Source organism: Pseudomonas caspiana (genome assembly GCF_040224095.2).
Taxonomy (GTDB): domain Bacteria; phylum Pseudomonadota; class Gammaproteobacteria; order Pseudomonadales; family Pseudomonadaceae; genus Aquipseudomonas; species Aquipseudomonas caspiana.
Genome location: NZ_CP167995.1, coordinates 1,443,909 through 1,464,371, shown reverse-complemented (window position 1 = coordinate 1,464,371; position 20,463 = coordinate 1,443,909). Strand labels below are relative to the sequence as shown.

Here is a 20,463-nt window from a genome sequence, read left to right as displayed (position 1 = left end):
TGTTGCGTGCAGGAGTCGTGGAACCAGAGCGCGTCACAATGACACGGGCCGGGAATGCATGGCATGATCGGCGTTTGCCAGCACGCGCGCAGTCATGATCACCCGCTCCCGTGTCTCGAAATACCAGCTGTCCACCGCGCCATCCTGCAGGCGCTTGACCGCGTACCACCCAGGTTTGAAGTCGCTCATGGCTGATGCTCCGCATCGGTGTGTTCGGATTTTGCGTCCGGCAATATCGGTGGCGGCGGTAGCGGCGGCCAGTTATCGGGTTTGACTGGTGCATCGGGGCCTTTGTAGCCTTTCGATCCGGCCGCGCCGTTCCAGATCAGCAGCCGCACCTTCCCTTCCGGCAGAAAATGGACATTGAGCCGCGTACCGGGTTTCTCATAGCGTTCGATGGGGACGACCTTCTCGTGCCATGTTGGTGTTCCATCATCTCCGCCAGGAATGCCACTCGATGTCGTCCAACGAACCTTGGCGGTCAGTCCTGGGTGCCACTGGCGTGGATAAGTGACACAGCAGACGAAACTTCCCCCTCCCTCGAATGGATATGAGTTCCCGCCCCACTGTCCATCGATATAGAGCTGGTGAATATAGTCCTCGGTATGGTTGTACGGACTGATGCTCGCTTCGGCGGTTGTGGAGGGCTCGGCCTTGCAGCTGACCAATAGCGACATCAGCATCAGCGCGGCCAGCAAGCGGGCAATGGTACGCCAGCTTCTGCTATGAGCTTGGTATTTATCGTGGTGTTGCATCATGTCCTCGTATTGCATTGGCAAAGCAGTGGTGCGTTGGTTGCAGGAATTCAGTGCACCAGAGTGCGCCGCTAGTATGTGGGACGGAAGTACAGGATCTGGTGGCCGTTCGGCAGCATGCGCGCGGTCAGCGTCACCCGCTCCCGTGTCTCGAAATACCAGCTGTCCACCGCACCATCGTGCAGGCGCTTGACCGCGTACCACACAGGTTTGAAGTCGCTCATGGCTGGTGCTCCGCATCGGTGTGTTCGGATTTTTCGTCCGGCAATGTAGGCGGCGGCGGTAGCGGCGGCCAACCTTCGGGTTTGACCGGTGCATCGGGGCCTTTGTAGCCTTTCGATCCGGCCGCGCCGTTCCAGATCAATAGCCGCACCTTCCCTTCCGGCAGAAAATGGACATTGAGCGTCGTCCCGGGTTTCTCATAGCGTTCGATGGGGACGACCTTCTCATGCCAGACCGGTTCGCTGCGAATGCCGGGAATGCCACTCGATGTCGTCCAACGAACCTTGGCGGTGAGCCCCGGGCGCCACTGCCGCGGATAGGTGATGCAGCAGACGAAGCTTCCACCGCCGCCATATGGATAGGAATTCCCCCCCCATTGGCCATCGACATAAAGCTCGTGGATGTAGTCCTCGGTATGGTTGTACGGACTGATGCTCGCTTCGGCCGTTGTGGAAGGCTCGGCCTTGCAGGCCACCAATAGCGCGACCAGCGCGGCACAACCGAAGGCGCTGCGAAGGCTGTTGTGCGCGCTCATGCGGTCTGCTCGCCGAACGGGCTGCCATCGTGCCGCGGCGGGTCGGCGTCGAGCTGCTCCCACACCTTGCTGTCCCACAGCGGCATGTGCTCGGCCAGCGTGTGCTCGCCGGCCTGCACCCCCGCCCAGGTGTCGGCAAGGGCGTGCAGACGGTGAAACCCTTCGCCGCACGTCATGCTGAGCACCACGAATTGCAGGCGGCTGTGCGGATCGTGGACGCGGTAACTGTCCGCGGTCTCCAGGATGGCGCACAGCCGGGCGTGGAACTGGCCGCGCCGCTCGGCGGGAACCAGGCTGGGCGTCTGTTCGAGCAACAGGACGAAGATCGCATCGGCGTCCGACGCCGCGCGCAAGGCGCGGAACTGTGCGGCGCTCAGCCGCAGGTGCGCGGCGCTATCGGCGGCCACACCGCCGGGAGCGGGCTGCCAACGTGCGTAGGCGGCATGGCGGTCGATCCAGCCCCAGTCCTCGATCGCCTGCTGGACGCGGCTGCGCTGCGCGGCATCCAGCTGGCGCAGCAAGCCGGGCAGCACGCGGGTGTCGGCAAAGCGGCAATGCAGCGGCTGCTTGCGCTCCTCCACGGCGATCTTGGCCAGATAGCCGGCCAGCGCCTGCAGCTGTGCCGGTTCCGCCACGCCGTAAAGGAAGCTCAGCGCGGGAGCACCGGCCGTCCAGTTCAACAGGGTTGCTATCTGCTTCGCATGCGCCGCCGGCTCGGTGTCCAGCGCCACCAGCCACACGGCATGCTCGGCAAAGGCCGCCAAGCTGGAGGCGGCATAGGCGTTGTAGTGCGTCCATCGGTTGCGTTGCATGCGGCGATGCAGCGTGGTGGCATCGAGCAGCGCCAGATCCAGTACGGCCCAGGATGGATGGCTTGCGCAGATCGCCGCGGCGAGCGCCTGCTGTTGCGAGGCATCGGGACGGTCGTAGGCGAAGTCGATGGAACTGCTCATGGTGGCCGCCGCGCTTATTGGAGAACGGCGAACGGCGCGCCGGCACGTGCCGCCTTGAGCATGCATTCCACGCAGACCGACTGCGGGAACAGTGGCAGCGGCGCGCTGCGCTGCACCGGCCCCACGAACGACTTCTTGCTGGCCTGCACGGTGATGGTGCCGGGGCAGGCGACGGTGATGTCGCCGCCCTCGATGGTCACGCTGGCCCCGCCTGCCACCGCCAGGTGGATGGTCTTGCCCGCCGCCAGTTCCACTTCGGCGTTGGCGCTGATCAGCTTCAAGCCTTCCTTCGACTGCACGCGCACTTCGTCCGACTGCGCTTGCACGTCCAGCGCGCCTTCGCCGCTGACGAGGCTCAGGCTGTTGGCTTGCGTCTGCCCGCCGTCCACCGCCGCCGCCAGCACCCCGATCGCCTGGCCGCTGTGCAGGCGCGCGTCGCCGGCGATGGCCGCTTCGCTGCCCGCACCGCTGGCCAGCGTCAGCGTCTCGCCCACGCTCCAGCTCAGGCCCTGGCCGGCCACCACGCCGATCCCCGCCGGTGCGGCCAGGCCCAGCAGCGCATCGCCGGTGTGCGGTACGCGGCCGGCGCCCGGGCTGGCGCTGCGCTCGGCCGCCGCGCCCTTGGCGTCGGCGTAGGCCGTACCCGGCACCGTGGTCTTCACGCTGGTCAGCAACGCCTGCAGCGGCGCCTGGTCGGGGATCAGTTGCGACTGGTTCGCCTTCTTTGCCCCTTCGTGCGCGGCCAGCTTCACCGTCTGGTGCGTGCCCGCCGCCTGCGAGAACGTCTTGCCCAGCGTCTGCAGTTGGGTCAGCAATGCGCTGGGCTGGGTCGCCTCGCCGGCGGGGCCGCCGCTGCGCGCGTAGCTGCTCAGCCATAGCCCCGAGGTGGCGCGCACCGCGCCCCACGCGTCGGTGCGCAGTTCGAAGCCTTCCCCGCGGAAGCTGCCGCGGTAGTTGTCCGCCTGGTGGATCAGGTGCCCCAGGTTCAGCTGCGTGGCCGCCTGGGTGGTCGCAAGTTGCAAGCGCAGTTGCTGGTCGCTGTCGTCGAACACCAGCCGGCTGTGGCCAGCGCCGCCCCATTCCTTGGATTGCACGCCCCACAGCGCGGTGGCGTTGCGGTGCGCCGCATCGCCGCCGCCGGCGCCGTGCCAGGCCGGGGCGTGGCCGCCGGCCAGGTTGCCCTGCGCGCTGGGTGTGCCGTCGCCGGCCTTGGCATACAGGCGGGTGTCGGCCTCGGCGCTGGCGCCGCCGGGGGTGGCGGGAACGCCGGCTTCGCCCTTGCCGTTGTACAGCGCTCCCAGCACCACCGGACGGTCGATGTCCCCCTCCAGGAAGCCCACCAGCACTTCCTGGCCGATGCGCGGCAGGAACTGGCTGCCCACGCCCGGGCCGGCGTAGCGCTGCGCCACCCGCAGCCACGTGCTGTCCTGCGCGGCCGCACCGCCGGCCTCGTGCTGGAAGTGGAACCTGACCCGGATCCGGCCCAGCGCGTCGGCATAGACCTCCTGGCTGCCGCCGGTGCTGCCATCGGCGCCGACCACGATGGCGCTCTGGTAGCCCGGCGCGGTCGGCCGCGGGTTCAGCCGCGCGCCGGTGCCGTCGGCCAGTACCGGCCGCCACGGCTGCTGCCGGTCCACCGCCTCGAAGGCGTTGCCGTAGCCCACCGCCTCGGCCTGCGCCCAGGTGCTGCGTGCGGCCACCGCGCTGGCGTCCGGCCACACCGGCGCGGCGCCCAGCTGCGCCTGCACCGCCGCGCGCACGTCCACCGGCAGGTTGTTGATGCCCGCATGCCACACCCGCGTCAGCAGCAGCTGCGCCGGCGGCGCCTGCCCCTGCTGCGGCGCCTGGGTCAGCGTGAACCAGGTGCCGACGCGCAGCGTGCGCACCGTGCTGCGGCCCTGCCACGGCGACCACTGCGCCTCCTGCGCTTGCGCCATCAACTCCGCAGAGCGGTCTGCTGCCTGCGCGCTGGCGAAGGCGTCCATCCCCACCGGCTCGTACACCTCGCGCAGCGACTGCCTGCCGCCGCCGTGCAGCGGCAGTTGCGCGCTGCGCGCCTGGCGCGTCTTGAAGTCTTCGCTGAGCACGGTCAGCCGACCGCTGCCCAGCCGCCGTGTGGCGCCGATCGCCAGCACGCTGTCGGCCGCCTCGGTGGCGTCGCTACGGTGGTAGCGCAGCCCGCCGCCCTGCGCCGAACTGGGGTCCTGCGGTTGCGCGGCGCTGTCGGCGAACACCACCAGCTGGTGCCCGCCGGGCGACTCGTCCGCCTCCTGCAGCCGCCAGCCCAGCCCTTCCTCGGCCAGCAGCCGCTGCACGAAATCCAGGTCGCTCTCGCGGTACTGCACGCAGTAGCTGCGCGGCCGCGCCTGGGCCAGGAACGCGTTCACCTCTTCGCTCCACTGCCAGCTCGCCATCGGCGCGTAGTCGGCGAATACCGCTTCCACGATCTGCACCAGCGTGCGCTCCTGGAACACCCGACTGTGCCGGCCCTGCGACAGCCACCATATCCACGGCACCAGGCCTACCCGGTAGCGCGCCAGCCCGCCGTCGCTGCCCAGTTCGTACGCTTCGTGGATCAGCCCCGTGCGCGGGCTCTCGCCGCCATGGGCCAGCCGGGTGTACAGCGTCGCGCGACGCCCCAGCCACGCCTCCAGCGGCAAGCCCGCCTGCGTGCTCAGCACGTCCACCCACCACACGAACCCCTCGCTCAGGCGTTCCGACCCGCTCCAGCGCTCCACCACCTGGACATCCCCGCCAGGCAGCTGCAAGCGGTATAGGCGACCGCTGTCGGACAGCAAGGCCCCCTGACACATCAACGCATTCAGTGCTTCCATCACAATACCTCTGTCCCCGGGCCAGACCTCCCCGGACAACATCGTTTCCTGCCCCTGTGGGGCGAATTTAACAGATGCACGCTGCCGTGGGCAGGACCGTCCGCCCTCGCGGCGTACCGTCGGACCGGCACCGTCGGCTCAGTGCTGCTCGGGCAATCCTGGCAGCTCGGACGACGTGCCAGCGTTGTCGCGCGTGTTCTTCTGAACCGCGATCGCCGCGAACAGGCTCAGCGCATAGGCCATTGCTTAGAAGCCTTTTTCGCGCAGGGTCAGCGACGCCCAGCAGCAGCGGCAACCACGACGGGCCGACGAAGGCCACGGACGGCTTGTTGGCAATACGCGTTCGCATGATCACTCTCCTTGGAAAAATGAAGAAGTCCGCTTCCATGACGAGCTTGCGCCAGCTGCATTTTGCCGGCATATCCAATTCGAAAACGCTCCATGGCTTCGGTCGGGCAGCGCTGCGGGGTTTCCCCTGGCACACGGAAGCGCAAGATTAACTGGGCGCGACGAACAATAAACCAGGAGGGCAGCGTGGTCCATGAGTGGATGCCGGCAGGAGGATCGTCGGCAGCAGGGTCGGTGCCGGCTGGTCGCCTGACAGGTCCAAACCATAGGGCAGTTCTTGCGCGCACGCTGTCGTGCCATTGATCGAACTCACTTCTCCCTCTCTGCCTGCACCATGCACGGGCAAGAGGGGCGCGAGCTGCTTGTGGATGGATGCGGCCCTAAGGTTTTGCAGAAAAACCTGACCCGCCGCCGCACCCCAGGCACGCTAGAATTCCCAACGCCCCCTCAACGACGAGAACTGTCATGCTGGATCTGGATGTCCTGCTGACGCCGATTTCCGACAAGCAGTCGGCCGGCGAAGACCTGTCTTTCTCCATCGAGTTCGATCGGATCCAGGAAGCCAGGCGCTCGGACGATCCAACCCTGGACCAGGGGGAGTGGCAGACCGATATCAAGTACGCGGACTGGTCCAGCGTCGCCCGCCAGTGCGGCGATCTGCTGCAGACGCGCACCAAGGATCTGCGCTTGGCCGGCTGGCTGACCGAGGCGATCACCCAGATCGATGGCTTCGCCGGGCTGGCGCTGGGTTACCGGCTGATCGCCGGGCTGTGCGACCGGTACTGGGACGAGGTGCACCCCCTGGTCGTCGACGGCGACCACGAAGAGCGCATCGGCAACCTGAGCTGGCTGCTGACTAATTCGTTGCAGTGGTTGCGTGCGGTGCCGATCGCATCGGGACCGCAAGGCCGTTTCGGTCTCAACGATTTCGAGGCCGCGCATACACGCAGCGCCAATCCCGGATCCGGCGACGAAGAAGGCCAGCCGAGCCTGGAGCTGCTCGAGGCCGCACGGCGCGATACGCCTCACGATTTCTACCGGCAGTTGGTCGATGCGCTACTCAATTGCGACGAAACGCTGCAGGCGCTGCAGGCGGCGGTGGACGAGCGCCTAGGCATCGACGGACCCAGCTTCAGCGCGGTGCGCGAGCAGGTGGAACATCTGCAACGTACCGTGGCGCGGTTCGCCCGCGATGCCGGGCTGCTGCTGGATGGCGAGGCCGATGCCGGCCACCACGCAATGCCGGACATCGAGTTCGACTCGACCGCGACCAAGGACGCGGCGCCTCCGGCACCCTCGGCGCTACGCGAGCCTGGCAGCGCACCGACCACCCGCAAGGAGGCGCTGGCGCAGCTGCGTCGGGTCGCCGAATTCTTCCGGCGTACCGAACCGCACAGCCCCGTCGCCTACCTGGCCGAAAAAGCCGCGCGCTGGGGCGAGATGCCGCTGCACGTGTGGCTGAAGCGGGTGATCAAGGACGACAGCGTGCTCAATCAGATGGAAGAGATGCTGGACGTCAACCAGAACCTGGACCAATAGGTATGAACCCGCGCCGTCCCCGCGCGCAGCGGGGACGCTTGCCTGGGCGCCTACTGGATCTTGAACTGGATCCGCCGGTTGCGCGCGCGTCCGTCCGGGCTGGTGTTATCGGCCACCGGTTCGTCGGGCCCCTTGCCCTGCACGTTCATGCGCGCGCCGTCGATGCCTTTCTGCACCATGTAGTCCTTCACGGCCTGCGCGCGCGCCTGGCTCAGCGCGAGGTTGCTCTCGCGTTGGCCGACATTGTCGGTGTGGCCGATGATCAGGAAGCGCGCGTCGTTCATCTGCGACATCTTTTCCGCCATCTCGTCGAGGATGCTCATGCCCAGCGGCGTCAGCCGTGAGCTGCCGCTTTGGAACTCGATGATGCGGTTGCCCAGGGTCTGGTCCAGCACGCCCTGTTCCGAGCCGCCGAGCTTGAGGCTGTTGGTCACCGTGTAGGAGGTGTTGCTGGCCAGGCTCAGGTCGCTGGCGACCTGTTGCCGCTGCGCTTCGTTGATCACCTGCCCGCTGATTCGCACCGCCTGGCCGTTGACCTCGAGCTTGCCGGCCGAGACGCGCTTGAGCCCAGGCGATACCATCTTGGCGACGTACTCGCCCCAGTTCGGCGGCGACGGAATCGATTCAACCTGCACCCGGTCGACGATGCGGGCACTGCCGTAGATGTCCTGCAGTTTCTTCAGGATGCGGGCCTTGGTGGCCTGATCCGGCACCACGCCCTCCACGACCGCCGGGCGTTCGCCGGCAGCGCTCGTGGCAGGCGCGGCGACCTGTGCAGACGCGGCGAAGACGGTAATCAGGCCACTCAGGGCGAGGGATTTGGCACTCAGGTGTCGCATGTTCATGTCCCCAGGAAAGTCTCGCCGAACAACTTGCGGGCCGTCTTCAATGCCAGGTCGTCCCGATCCAGATAGCTGGCTAGCTTGTTGAGGTTGTAATCGCTGTGCAGGTAGTCCTCGACCCAATCGGCGTCCTGCACGCGGATGAGGAAATCGCCGGCCTGGCGCGGATCCAGCGCTGCGCGCAGCGCCTGGTGGTCGGCACCGTTGAAGCCGATCAGCATGCGCGGTGCAGCATCGTTGCGGATCAGCACCGCCAGTTCGAAATCGCCGCGCGCAACGAAGCAGGCGACGATGTCCAGCCAGAACGCGGCCAGCAGCGGCCGGTACAGCGCGTCCTGCACCAGCGGAAGCTCCAGCGCCTTGTCCACCGACACGTTGCCGCCAGCGAGGATCGGCTGCAGCAGCAGGCCCAGTGCTGACAGCAGTTTCTTCAACGACACGTCGGGATGGCCGGCCGCGCGCAGCAAGGCCTCGATCGAGCCGACCGTCTGGATATCGAGGAAGTCGTTGAAGGTGGCGTTGTACGCCGACGCGTCGGTGCTCAGCGTGTAGCGGGTGTCGGCGAGCGCGGTGAGCGCCGGGCCCGCATCGTCCGCGACCATCGCCTGCTTGGCCATCCGCGACAGCCCGGACCAGACCTTGGACATCGCAAGCGGACTGCGGGCGATGAACGACAGCGGCTCGCTGGCCTCCAGACGGACTGCCGACAGCAACGGGAAGCGGCGCTGCGACGCATCGCGACTGGGCTGGAAATGCCCGCACAGCACCATCTTGCTGCGCGAGCCCAGGAACGCGTAGTGGATGTCGGGCGCTTCGTCGTAGAGCCGCTTCCAGTCCGGGTTCTGGCTCAGCAGATCCACGCTCAGGCCCGCCCAGCGGTCGAGCCAGCCGAGCAGTTGATGGTTGTCGGCCGCGCGCACGAAATCGCCGCGGGAAGGTACCTTGCCGAAGTAGGAAACGCCTACACTGACTTCGCGACTCATTGGCCACCTTCTTGTGCGGGTGCACCCGCCGGAACCGGACCGCGCGGCGCAGCGGCCGCTGGCGCATCGGCACCTACGGTTGTCGGGCTACCGGCCACCGTCGCCGGAAGTTGCAGGCCACGCTGCCAGTCGCCGCCCCCGGTAGCCTTGCCGGCACTCTGCACGATGCGCATCTGCACGCTGATGGACACGCCTTGGTCGCTCCAGGTGAAGCGACGGGTGGCATCGTCCACGGGTTCCTGGGCGGCTGCCTTGATCAAGCGGCTAAGGCCATTGTCGCCAGGCGCATTGAACATCTCGACACTGCGCCCGTCGCTGGTGACCGCGGTGATCTTGGCACCGGGCACCGCACCGGCGTTCGGCCACTGCATGGTCATCCACTGCGGCGGGGTGTTGCGGTAGCGCAGCGTCTGGCCAGAGATGTCGATGGTGTATTCGATCGCGCCTACCGCCGGCGTCGGCAGGATCTCGAAGATGCTGACGTCCTTGGCCACCGCGCCGGACTGGCCGCTGACCCAGTTGCCATAGTTGGCCACCAGTTCGCTGGACAAGGCGATGCCGATGCCCGCCCAACGCCGCGATTCGAGCAGGTTGCCACGCTGGATCACCAGGGTGCCGAGTGCGTCCTTGTTGAACGCGGCGATCGCGCCGCTGGCGCCAAAGATCGCAGCCACGTCGCCGGGGGCGGCATCCACGTCCGTGTTGAGGTTGAACGGATAGCGCTGGCCGATGCCGTTACGGAACGGTTCGTAGACCTGCGCCGCCCACACCCGGTTGATCTCGTTCTCGGTCGGCGGCACCAGCGCGGCGAAGGTCTGGGTCAACGGACGCAGCAACAGCGGACGCATCGCGTCGCGCTGGGTTTCATCCAGCCCGGTCAGCATCTGCTCGTCCACCAGGGTCAGCGCGGCGCTGAGTTCGGAGCCTTCGTTGCTGAAGGTGTCCTGCATCAGCTTGCGCGCGCCGACGCCGATCTGGCCCTGGTTCTTGATCGCGTTCATGCGCGTGCGCAACTTGGCCAACTTGTCGAAGTAGGCATCGATGACCGCCGGCTCGTCCTTGCGCTTGGTCATCAGCCGCGCCAGGCCCTCGAAGGTCTTGCCGATCGGGCCGACCGGCTGCTGCTCAGCCTTGCGGGCGTCGGCCGGATCGCTGCGCAGGATCACCCGCTGGAACCAGGCGACGGCCCCGCCGGACGCCTTCTTCGATAAGGCGTCGGCCATCGGGTTGTCCCAGATGGTCTGCTCGTTGATCTTTTCCAGCAGCTTGCGCAACGGCGAGTTGGCCGGATCGCCGATGCGATTCATCCGCGACAATGCCTGGTCGAAACCCTGGAACGGCGCCACGCTGACGCCCTGGATGAACTTGCGCCACTCCTGCGCGTATTCCTGCTTGTACGCCTTCACCAGTTCGCGCGCGACGTGCTCAGGACTGCCGGCCAGCGACAGGTCGCTCTGCTCGCTCGTGTCCAGGACCCAGTCGGTGGTGCTGAGCTGCGTATTGGCCGCTTCCTTGATCGCGTCCTTGACGTATTCTTCCCACGCCTCGCGCGAGAACGCGCCGGAAATGGCATAGCTGCCGGTGATCGCGCCGCTGTTGGCTTCCTCGCCGATCAGCGCGTTGACCGTCACCGTGGGGAAGCGCGCCGCCGCGCGCGCCTTGATCTGCGCGAACACGCGTTGCATCGCCGGCTGGCCCTTCATCACCCGGGTCAGCGCCGCGCGGCTGTCGTTGACCAGGGTGACCTTGGTCTGCACCTGCGGCCACTGCGCGTCTTCGGCCTGGGCGACGTAGAACGTCATCAGCTTCTCGGCCGCGCGGGTCATCTCCTCGCGGGTCATCTGGCCGCGATTGGCGTCCAGCCAGCCGCGCCAGAACAGGGTCAGCTGCTGCGTCAGGTGCGCGCTCTCCACGTGCTTGCGGTTGCCCAGCATCAGGTAGGTCTTCAGCGCGTTGTAGGCGTCGTTGGTATCGGTCGGCGACGCGTCCTGATACAGCACGCTGTCTTGCTGCGCGGCCTGCTGCGGGCCGGCCGACTTGCCGAGCCTGTCGCGCTCGCTGACCACTTGCCCCAGGAACGACTCCAGATTGGCGGTGGTCGGCTCAAGCATCACCTGGCGCACGCCGTTGTAGTACTCGGCCAGCAGCTTCTTGCGGATGTTGCCGCCCTGGTACAGGCCCAGCCCGGAGGTGATGCCGCCCTTTTGCTTGTAGCGGTCCAGCTGCTCGAGCCGATCCTGCAACAGCAGCAGCGCGTCGATGCGCGATTGCAAGTCGACCCGGTTGGCCTGCACGCGCACGGCCTGATCCAGATCCTTGGTGGCGTTGTTCACCAGTTGCACGTTGGTGGTGTACGACCAGGTCCACAGACCCAGCGCCAACGCCAGCACGGCGACGCCACCGAGGAAGACACCGTAGCGCAGGCGGTTCTGGTGCGGGCTGGAGTACTGCCGGACGAGCTGTTTGTCGGCGAAGATGACCTTGCGGAACAGGTCTTTCAGGAAGTAAGCGGTCTGTCCCGACGGCACCGCTTCGCCGGGCTGCGCACGCGCCTGCAGCGCGAACTGGCGGCTCACGCGCTCGGAGGCGTGGTGCACGGAATGGCCTTCCTGCAACGCGCTGCTGAAGTAGAAACCGCGGAACACCGGCTTGAACTGATAGGGGTTTTCTTCGAACAGAGTGGCGATGAAGGTGCGCAGCGCCGGTTTGATGCCGACGAACTCCAGCGGCAGTGTCAGCAGGCCCGGCGACACCTGACGCCCACGCTGCATCGCCATGTGCGCCAGGCTCATTTCCTTGAGGCCTTCGGCCAGTTCGTCGAAATGAGTGTCGAACGCGGCCAGCGCATCGGTATCGGCGGTCGGATCATAGGGCAGGGTCGCACCCCACACGTTCTCGCGCTCGGACGGATCCAGATTGTGGAAGAATTCGGAGAAGCCGGCGATCAGGTCGGCCTTGGTGAACACCACGTACACCGGCGCGAACACTTCCAGGCGCTCGGTGATTTCCTGCACGCGCTGGCGCAGGTTCTTGGCCAGCTCGATCGCGAACTCGGGCTTGCTACCGGACAGTTCGGCGATGCTGGCGGCGATGATGATGCCGTTGATCGGCGCGCGTGGCCGGTGCTTTTTCAGCAGCGCGAGAAAGGTGAGCCATTCCAGGCGGTCTTCGACACTGACCGAATACCGACCGGCGGTATCGAGCACGATACCGGTCGTGGTGAAGTACCAATCACAATTGCGCGTGCCACCGATGCCCTGGATCACGTTGCCGCGATTGTCCTCGAACGGGAACTGCAACCCGGAATTGAGGATCGCGGTGCTCTTGCCAGCCGCCGGATTGCCGATGATCACGTACCACGGCAGTTCGTACAGCGCCGCCTTGCCCTTGAGCACGCCGAGGCGCGAGGACTTGATCGCCTTGACCGCCTCGAACATGCGCGAGCGCAGCGCTTCGGTGTCGGCGCGAGTAGCCGGTTGCGCGGCCGCGACCGCGCGGTCGGCTTCGCCTTGCACCATCGCATCCAGGCTGCGCGCGGCGCGGCGCGCCATGATTCGGCGCACGATCCACACCAGCAGCCATATCAACAGGCAAACCGCCAGCGCGACCGCCACCCACAGGCCGATTTCGCGCAAGCCCTCGGCGCCGAAGTAGGCGACTGCGCCCGCGGCGAGCAAGCCTAAAACCATCCAGAGGCGGTAGTCGCGAAGGTAATAACTGAGATTGCTAAACATCGGGCGCTGTTCCGGTTAGGCGGACGCCGGCACGGCGCCGACGTCGGTATCTTGCTGGGGGGAAAGACGATGGCTGACGAGCGTGGCAATACGCAGGCCTGCCTGATCAACGCCCAGCATCAGCACCGCTTGTCGCCCGGCGGCGACATGGGCGTGGGCAAGTGCGAGCATCACCAGCGGTTGCACCGCGGCCAGATCGCCGGTGGCGGCGGCCAGCGGCAGGCACTGCAAGGCGGTGTCCAGATCCGGGCAGGCCAGCGCGGCAGCGGCAGCGGCTTCGGCCGCCAGGTTGGCACGGTGGTCGGCGTCGCTGAGCACCAGGTCCACTTGCGTGGGAGCGAGCGCGGCGCGCTGCAGCGTCTGCGCCGCCAGCTCTCCGGTCAAGCGCGCACTGGTCTTGGCGCCGCTGTCCAACGGCATGCCTACGCGCTGCAGCGGATGCAGCAGCACGTCGCCGGACGCGCCCGGCCCGCTCGCCAGCAAGATTCCGCTGGCGCCCTCGCCGGGTACGCGTCCGTCGGGCGAACGGCGCGTCATCAGCCGCCCGCTTTCGAGCATCTGCTCGATCTGCGCCTGATCGATCGTCGAATGGCAGGCCATGATCAACTGCCAGCCGTCCACCGCCGACTCCGCGCCACGCGCCAGTCCTTGCAGCCGCGACCATGCATGGTCGGCACCCGCCATCGGGATGACCTCCACCCCGAAGCGGCGCGGATCCAGGCCGTGTTCGCTGGCGGACTCCAGCATCCAGTCGCCCAGCGCCTGGTGCAGCGACGCGGGCCAGTCCGCAGGCAGCCACAGCTCAATGCGCAGCACGTTCTGCACCTGCGCCTCGACCCGGTGACGCAGCCCGGCCACCAATCGGTCCTGGGCCTCGGGCAGCGGCGGCAGCGCCTGCGCAGCCTCCAGCAACAGCGCCTCGGCGATCGGTTCGAGCAGAGCGATGGCACGCGTGTGATGCTCAAGCGGGCGCTCGTTGGCGCCCGCGTCCGATGTGGCCAGGTCCGGCACCTGCACGACAAAAACCGGCAGCCCGTCTCGGTCGCGGAACTGCTTGTGCAGCACAGGCCGCGGCAGATTGCCGCGCAGCGCGAGAATGGCCTGCGGCTGCTGGCCCAGGGCCAAGTTCACCGCACCGGCGAGCAGTGCCGGCCTGGCGCCGGTGGCCGGCGGCGCCTCCAGAGAAGATGAACTCGCAGCGGCCGCTTTGGAATCGCTGTGCTCGACAGCCTTTGCCGCAGCGCTGTCTGCGGCGTCGGTGGCGCGCGACAGCGAGCGCCGGCCCATATCGCGCAGCAGCCAGCTGCCGCCCAGTAGGCTTGCAGGCAGGATGCCCAGATAAGTCAGCATCTCCATGCCGTTGGGCGTGGTGCCGCTGCTGCGCCAATAGAAGATCGAACCACCCCACGCAACACCGAAAGACACGGCCGCAGACAACGCGTTCCGAACAATTCCGGACATTAGCATCCTCGCTCCATGAGTGGATTAGGCATCGACGGGAGCCGAATCACCTTGCCTCGTCATCCTATGCCGGTCGTTCCCTGGGTGGAAATCAGTGCCCCCCCGCAGGCGGTCTTGTCCCCATGCCGGGCCACCGGCTTGCCGTCGATCATCACCGTGGCGTCCCCGCTGGCAATCTCGGTCTGACCGTGCACCCTGCACACCACCTTGTCGCCGATACGCGCCACCGGCTTGCCGTCCACATCGGTTTCGGCCGAACCGGTGACCACGCTGCCGCCATGATCAAGCTGATCGCCCACAAGAATAAAAGGTCGTGACATCAGTATTACCTCCATGGTCGTTGCCCCGGGGCCGGTCCGCTCGCCGCCATTCGCCCCATGGCGCGTGATCGCCGCCACGGAGGAGAAGATAGCAGGAGTTCAGCGCCAGCTCACCCTTGGGTCAATTCGGCGCGCTTGGCGTCGCGCGCCCTGCGGCAGGCCTCCAGCTTCTCCACATGCACATAGTCCTTGATACTGCGCCAACTACCGCCCCACTCCAACCCTGCCTGTTGGGCCAGCTCGCCGTAGAGAAAATAGACGCGTTTGGTCAACGGATCGCCCATGTCCCATTGCAGCTTGCCGTCGCGCAGCGGAGCGCTGTCCACTGCGAGGCCGTACTGGTGGCAGCTCTGCCAAGCGCCGGCGCGGGTGGCGCGGCCGTCGCCCATCAACTCGGCCTGGCGCTCCGGGCTGCGATAGCCCTCCACCAGCACCATTTCGTAACCGTACTGGCGACGCATGACCTCGTAGATCGCGAGCACGCGCTGCTGTAGGTCGGCATTGATGTTTTCCCAGCGCCGGTCCGCAGTGACGATCTCAGGGCGGGTGCGGCGGATCTCCTCGGTGGCGAATACCTCCGGCGGCGGCGGAGGCGGCGGCACCAAGCGTTCGCCGCGCAGCAGCTGGGCCACCATACTGCTGGATTCATTCATGTCCTCGGAACGGAAATCCTCCAGCGCCACATTCTGCCGGACCAGCAGGATCACGCTCGGCGGCACCAGCAACAACAGCGTCGCGCACAGGATGACCCAGCGATGACGCCGAAAGAAATCCGTCACCCCGCAAATACCGCCGCGCACCCTCTCGCCGACTCCGCCAGCGCTGCGGCCCACGCGCTGGCGGACCCGCCCGGCACCTTGCCGAAGGCCGCGCAGGCGATCCCCGAACCAGGCCTTCATCCGCTCCAGCACATCCGGAAACAACAGCAGCCAGCAGGCGATAGACGCCACCAGCAGGAAGATCACCACGCCCGCAACGACGACTGCCACTACATCCCCCTGACGCTGCTGATTCCTATGCCGTTGACGGGCCGGCGCCAAGCACTAGAATGAATATAGACGAATCCACGGCGCTCGCCGAACAAGGGCTGGATTGCACTTGAATAATGGCGGATTAAATCGCCCGAGTCGCCCGAGTCTTCTTTCAGGCCAGGGACAAACCCAGCCGCCCGGCTCCGGGCGCATTTTGGCTGATATGGAAGGCCGCGCAACCAGCGCGCGGTCCAGCGTCCATGCCAAGGCGCCGCGCGCCCTCCCCACCCGCTTGGTGTTGATCGTCGTTCTCGGAGTCGCGCTGCTGGGCGCAGCGTTCACGGCGCTGCGCTGGAATGCCGGACGTGCCGAGGCCGACGCCGAGTTCGACGCCTACACCACCGTGCAGGCGACCGACACCGTCTCTCCGGCCAATCCCACATCGGTTGCCGGCGCCGCCGCCACACCGGCGCAGGGCGGCGCAATGATCGTAGACGACAACGCCGCCAGCGATCCGACCCGCGCCGTCGACGGTTTGCCCAGCGCCTCATCCGCCAGCGCCGCGGCGGCGCCGGCCAAGCCGGCAGCGGCCACCTCGCAACGCAAGCCACGCGTTGCACCGGCCAAGGGCAAGCACGTACAGGACGATAGCAGCGACCTGCTGGCCACACTGATGGGCATCATCAAGCGCGACGAAAAGCCGGCGACAAAACAAGACTCAATGGATTCGCTGATCGCCAAGATCCAGGCCGAGGACAGCAAGAACGCGACCGAGACCGACGCGGCATTCGACGCGATCGACTCGCACTCGGCGTCGACCAGCTCCAACGTGCAGACCCAATTGCGCAAATGTCCCGGCGCCAACACGATGGCGGGCCTAGAGTGCCGTAAGAATATCTGCGCAGCGCTCACCGGCAAAGATCCGGCCTGTCCGGCGCACTGACGCGGCGCATCGCAAGCGCGTCCTTCCCACTGCAGACAGGGGCGCCACATCGCTGCGCTATCTTGCGCCGCCACGAGAATGAAACGCCCACTCCAGTTACTTGAAGAGATGACTCTTGCCGAGGACAAAAACTTTGCTTCTTTGCCATCTGAATGGCTGAAGAAAATCGAAAACTGACTGATGATCAGTTTCTTGATCACGATTCTCGTGATTCTATGTTTTGCAGCGTGGTATCGCTATGGGCCAGATGCGCCAGTCGTGAAGATGATCGGTGCAATGCAGGTTACCAATTGGGTCCTGCTCTTTATTGCACTGCTTTACTTTGTCACCCTCAGCATTGGGCTCTATCAATTCTTTCGGCAACATCGGAGAAAAAGCTTCCTGATTAGCCCCGACTCTCGGCCATGGAAATTGCTCGCTGCCCGCAAAACCGTCTCTGGACATGGGTTGGATTGCATCATGGCCGTGGCAAGTCGCGGCAGCATCTCGCGCAAGCGGAATCGACGATTGAAACGATAGGCGGCTTCAGCCAGATACCGCCTTGCGTATTTGCCTTGCGCGATGGCGTGATCGCCGCTGATGGCGCGTTTGAGATTGCCAAGCACCACGTTGACCCAACGCGCACCGGTTGCTTCGGTCGCGGCACGCCCGCCACCGGTATCGAGTGTGGTGTGCGCGTGACCGGCATCCTCCAGCCGACGGAAGCAGGCCAACCCATCGGTGTAGACCTCGCACCTGGGCGCCAGGCGACGGGCAATCCAGTCTTGCAGCGAGGGGTTATCGAAGCTGCGCACCGGCTCGATCACCACAAAGCGCGGTGCGGTGAAGGTGTCATCGGTCTGCACCGCGATCAGGAACGCTTGTTTGTTCTCTGATCCGCGTCCAGCCTTGCCACCGTTGCGCTCACCGCCGAGGTAGGCATCGGTAGATCGCAGCACCCCGCTTGAAACGCGAGCGCACGCGCCCGGCACAAACAGGGCAACGAAAGCCCTGCGGCCAACGCCACTTGTAGAGCGCGCGATAGCACTTGGCCTCGGTGCCGTAGGACGCGAAGAACTCAGGCATCGACAATCCCGCTTGGAACTGCACGGCATTGATGCTCATCAGGCCACCTCATTGGCTTCGAGTGACAGCAGCATCCACAAGGCGCGGCGCAGATCCTGCGACTGGCGGCTGAAGGTCAGGGCTAATCAGGAAAAGCTTTGCACTTATATTGAGACGTTTGGAGAGCGATCTTTTGGACGACGCTCAGTTTCTCGTAAGGCTAGCTGAATTTGACAAAATAACCCTTGAGCATGGATTGCTACAATATAAGCATCACTGGAGTATTGTTGACGGACGAGTCGCGCTTCTGGTCGATGATATTCGAAAAATCGGCATCTTCCCAGCTTTTGCAGCTGCCGCTACCTCTGGTCACTATCCTAGCCAAGCAAGACAGTAGTTTCATGCTGTGGGCGCCCTTGATCCTGGCCTGTTGTTTTTATCTGATCGCCTTCTATGCGACCGGTCGACGTGAACGCCCCGATCAGGTGATAGCTCTGCTGGAGTTGGTTATTCGTCACGAGAGAACACGATTTAGCAATAGAGCGTCAGAGCAGCATAGCTCAGGGAACACAATAAACAGCAACGGCTGTTTTAATAACTTTTAACCAAGCTGTTTTCTTAAATGTAATGAAATGGCTTTTTTAACTCGCAATCTTTGAAAGCATAGCTACCTGATTTTCTAGTTTCAATAGTACGGATGTGCTATGGGCAGCCTGAGTCAAGCCCTCTATGTTAATCAAGCGGTTCAGTTCGGGATAGTGAGTGAGTTTAATAAAATGAGGGCTAAGCAGTCTGCATACCGATTTATCTGATTACTCAGCGCCAGCATATAAAAATATATATATACTAGATATCCTGGGTTGAACTGATACGCATCTCGTCGACATATCATGAATTGCGTCAGGAAATTCATCGCTAACCTACGCGATTATACGAGCCAGCAACCGAACCAACCTTGCCCTCTGCTGTTGGCACAGATGATTGTGACTGTTAAGGAGTCTTGCGGATGGAGCTGCGACATCTGCGCTGCTTTGTCGTTTTGGCCGAGGAACTGCACTTCACAAGAGCAGCTGAACGCCTCCATATCGAACAATCTCCTTTGTCCAGGACTATCAAGGAACTGGAAGACGACTTGGGAGCTTTACTGTTCAACCGTGATCGAAGAGGAACGCGGCTGACCGATGCCGGCAAAGCATTTCTTCTGGACGTACGTCGCTTATTTACCACTTTGGATCAAGCCCGAGAAAATGTGAAGGCGGTTTCCGCGGGCTTCCGGGCAAGTATGCGGATTGCAGTATCTGACGGAGCGATCGATTCCAGATTATCTGACCTTCTTGCACGTTGTCGCGAGGAGGAGCCTGATGTTGAAATTCGCCTCACAGAAGTCACGCTCTCTGAGCTCATCCATGGACTAAGGTCGGGAGATTACTCCATTGGGTTCACCCACACAGAAGAGGTTGGCGATGGCATTGTTGCTGAACCCATTTGGCATGCACGAATGGTTGCAGTGATACCAGCCCGTCATCCGCTACTCGCGTTCAAAGAGGTGCCTATCGAAGAACTTCTCCGCGCCCCATTGATCATGTGGAACCACCAAGCCTATGAGGGCTACGATAAGGCCTTTACCAAGCTGTTGCGAGGCTTGGATGAGCAACCGAACGTCATCGAGCGCGCAGCTTCGCTCGACGTTATGCTAGCTCTCGTTGCGGCAGGTTACGGAATTGGCCTCGCATCTGGCGCGAAGCTGGAACCGTGCAAGCATCCTGATATCGTCATCCGTCCATTGGCAAATCAATCAGCGGTGATTACGACGTACATGCTGAAAGCTGCCAGTGCTGCGCCTTCAATCTCTGTGGATCGCTTCACAACACGTTTGAAAGACAGAAATTAGATAATCGCCGCAATCAAATCGAACACTTCCCCCTTCTGAGTCAGTGTACAGAATGCTTTCGGTAGCAGTCATCAGGTTGGCTGCACTGTCGTTCAATGCGATGGATATCCGCAAAATCAGCGCCAATGTAGGCATGTGTTGCCCCCGCTCGATCTTGCCCATGTGAGCGCTCAATGCAGGCAGGGCTTGCAAGCTCTTCTTGAGATATGTCACGCGCAATCCGTGAAGCACGTACAGCCTTACCGAACGCAATCGCCGGTTCAGCTTCATAGGTGGTGGCGCCCACCGGGCGTCCTGGTTTCATTGTGCGCTTCTGCATCGGCGAAAGCGTCACGCATTAAGCTTAACTAAACCACGTTAAACTTAACTCTTTGCATGATGTTTGGTGACTTTTCCTTACTCCGGAGGGGCAGCCCATGAACCAGAATTGTTGCTCGCGGTCGATCACAGTAGCCGCCTCTTCAGCAGTGCTGTCCCCACTATTGGCCGATCTTCTTGCGCTTCAGCGAACAGAAGAGCCTGAAACACCTGTTCGACTGCAAGAGGTCACTCAGGACGAGCTCACGACTAGCATCCTCGGAGGAACCTATGATCTAGGCATCGGTTGGCCGCTAGCCACCGATGCCCTAGCCGTCCTGCCGTTGTGGCGCGACCGATTAGCCATCGCTTTGCCCACTCGCTCTCCATTACTGGCACATCAAGCTATTCCATTACCAGTAACCTTCAGTTGCCCCCTGATTTGCTGGCATCCGCATACTTGTGTTGAAGGGCTTGATATGGAGGCAGGCGTAGACGATTGTAGTGCTCATCTATGCAGTATTGCAGTCACATCCTTCGATCTTCTGACGGTACTCGTTGCGGCTGGCTATGGCATCGGTATTGCGCCGCAGAGCTACATAGTCAGGGCCCGCAATCGAGGTATCGTCATGCGTCATATCCTCGGCACTCCTCGATGGGTTTACACCTGTCTTTTTCGATCGGCAAATGCTCTATCACCTGCAGTTGAAAGGTTTGTCGAGCGAGCGTCACGGGTAGCGATGTCCACGAAAAACAAGCGCTCTAGGTGAAGAAAGGAGCGTGATTTGATA

General features: G+C 64.0%; 16 protein-coding genes and 2 pseudogenes. 4 read left to right on the top strand and 14 right to left on the bottom strand.

The annotated features are described in order from the left end of the window. Positions 1–33 precede the first annotated feature (33 nt). From ABRP31_RS06580 to ABRP31_RS06555, 6 genes are read right to left on the bottom strand one after another with little or no spacing between them, the layout of a single operon-like run. Positions 34–189 (bottom strand): hypothetical protein, encoded by a 156-nt coding sequence (locus ABRP31_RS06580; RefSeq protein WP_170118555.1) that lies wholly within the window; start codon positions 187–189, stop codon positions 34–36. Then, positions 186–773 (bottom strand): DUF3304 domain-containing protein, encoded by a 588-nt coding sequence (locus tag ABRP31_RS06575; RefSeq protein WP_181110741.1) that lies wholly within the window; start codon positions 771–773, stop codon positions 186–188. The genes ABRP31_RS06580 and ABRP31_RS06575 overlap by 4 nt, the downstream gene beginning before the upstream one ends. Positions 774–826: 53 nt before the next feature. Next, on the bottom strand, positions 827–979 hold the full coding sequence (locus ABRP31_RS06570) for a hypothetical protein (protein ID WP_170118556.1): 153 nt from the start codon (positions 977–979) through the stop codon (positions 827–829). Continuing rightward, complete coding sequence (locus tag ABRP31_RS06565; protein ID WP_046736021.1) at positions 976–1,512, bottom strand: DUF3304 domain-containing protein; 537 nt, start codon at positions 1,510–1,512, stop codon at positions 976–978. The genes ABRP31_RS06570 and ABRP31_RS06565 overlap by 4 nt, the downstream gene beginning before the upstream one ends. Further along, complete coding sequence (locus tag ABRP31_RS06560; RefSeq protein ID WP_029996245.1) at positions 1,509–2,465, bottom strand: DUF4123 domain-containing protein; 957 nt, start codon at positions 2,463–2,465, stop codon at positions 1,509–1,511. Before ABRP31_RS06560 ends, ABRP31_RS06565 begins: the two co-directional genes overlap by 4 nt. A gap of 14 nt (positions 2,466–2,479) precedes the next feature. Beyond that, entirely contained in the window at positions 2,480–5,299 is a 2,820-nt protein-coding gene (locus ABRP31_RS06555) for a type VI secretion system Vgr family protein (RefSeq protein WP_104551782.1), read from the bottom strand. A gap of 813 nt (positions 5,300–6,112) precedes the next feature. Here ABRP31_RS06555 and tssA point away from each other — a divergent pair. Beyond that, the gene (gene tssA / locus ABRP31_RS06550; RefSeq protein WP_033482813.1) at positions 6,113–7,186 is read left to right on the top strand and encodes a type VI secretion system protein TssA; all 1,074 of its coding nucleotides are present in this window, start codon (positions 6,113–6,115) and stop codon (positions 7,184–7,186) included. A gap of 50 nt (positions 7,187–7,236) precedes the next feature. Here tssA and ABRP31_RS06545 read toward each other — a convergent pair whose 3' ends face one another. The 6 genes from ABRP31_RS06545 to ABRP31_RS06520 form a co-directional block, all read right to left on the bottom strand. Then, the gene (locus tag ABRP31_RS06545; RefSeq protein ID WP_029996249.1) at positions 7,237–8,025 is read right to left on the bottom strand and encodes an OmpA family protein; all 789 of its coding nucleotides are present in this window, start codon (positions 8,023–8,025) and stop codon (positions 7,237–7,239) included. A 2-nt stretch (positions 8,026–8,027) separates the two neighbouring features. Beyond that, positions 8,028–9,011: a type VI secretion system-associated protein TagF gene (gene tagF / locus ABRP31_RS06540; protein ID WP_029996250.1), complete on the bottom strand. Its 984-nt coding sequence runs from the start codon at positions 9,009–9,011 to the stop codon at positions 8,028–8,030. After that, the gene (gene tssM, locus ABRP31_RS06535) at positions 9,008–12,745 is read right to left on the bottom strand and encodes a type VI secretion system membrane subunit TssM (RefSeq protein WP_029996251.1); all 3,738 of its coding nucleotides are present in this window, start codon (positions 12,743–12,745) and stop codon (positions 9,008–9,010) included. Before tssM ends, tagF begins: the two co-directional genes overlap by 4 nt. A gap of 15 nt (positions 12,746–12,760) precedes the next feature. After that, entirely contained in the window at positions 12,761–14,206 is a 1,446-nt protein-coding gene (locus ABRP31_RS06530) for a membrane protein (RefSeq protein WP_029996252.1), read from the bottom strand. Positions 14,207–14,265: 59 nt separating this feature from the next. Further along, complete coding sequence (locus ABRP31_RS06525; RefSeq protein ID WP_029996253.1) at positions 14,266–14,526, bottom strand: PAAR domain-containing protein; 261 nt, start codon at positions 14,524–14,526, stop codon at positions 14,266–14,268. 110 nt (positions 14,527–14,636) lie between these two features. Further along, positions 14,637–15,515 (bottom strand): M15 family metallopeptidase, encoded by an 879-nt coding sequence (locus ABRP31_RS06520; protein ID WP_029996254.1) that lies wholly within the window; start codon positions 15,513–15,515, stop codon positions 14,637–14,639. Positions 15,516–15,711: 196 nt separating this feature from the next. Between ABRP31_RS06520 and ABRP31_RS06515 the strand changes: the two genes are divergently transcribed. Continuing rightward, positions 15,712–16,440 carry a hypothetical protein gene (locus ABRP31_RS06515; RefSeq protein WP_349971443.1) on the top strand — a complete coding sequence of 243 codons (729 nt, stop codon included), beginning with the start codon at positions 15,712–15,714 and terminating at the stop codon, positions 16,438–16,440. 347 nt (positions 16,441–16,787) lie between these two features. Here the strand turns inward: ABRP31_RS06515 and ABRP31_RS06510 are convergent. Continuing rightward, positions 16,788–17,544: pseudogene (locus ABRP31_RS06510) on the bottom strand (IS1595 family transposase). Positions 17,545–18,490: 946 nt separating this feature from the next. Between ABRP31_RS06510 and ABRP31_RS06505 the strand changes: the two are divergent. Next, positions 18,491–19,375, top strand: a complete 885-nt coding sequence (locus tag ABRP31_RS06505) for a LysR family transcriptional regulator (protein ID WP_039588094.1) — start codon at positions 18,491–18,493, stop codon at positions 19,373–19,375. A gap of 48 nt (positions 19,376–19,423) precedes the next feature. On the opposite strand, the pseudogene ABRP31_RS06500 reads toward ABRP31_RS06505, so the two are convergent. Then, positions 19,424–19,694 (bottom strand): annotated as a pseudogene (locus ABRP31_RS06500) (helix-turn-helix domain-containing protein); the annotation flags it as partial. Between the two features lie 97 nt (positions 19,695–19,791). Here ABRP31_RS06500 and ABRP31_RS06495 point away from each other — a divergent pair. Beyond that, positions 19,792–20,442 (top strand): LysR family substrate-binding domain-containing protein, encoded by a 651-nt coding sequence (locus ABRP31_RS06495; RefSeq protein ID WP_104552495.1) that lies wholly within the window; start codon positions 19,792–19,794, stop codon positions 20,440–20,442. Positions 20,443–20,463 lie beyond the last annotated feature (21 nt).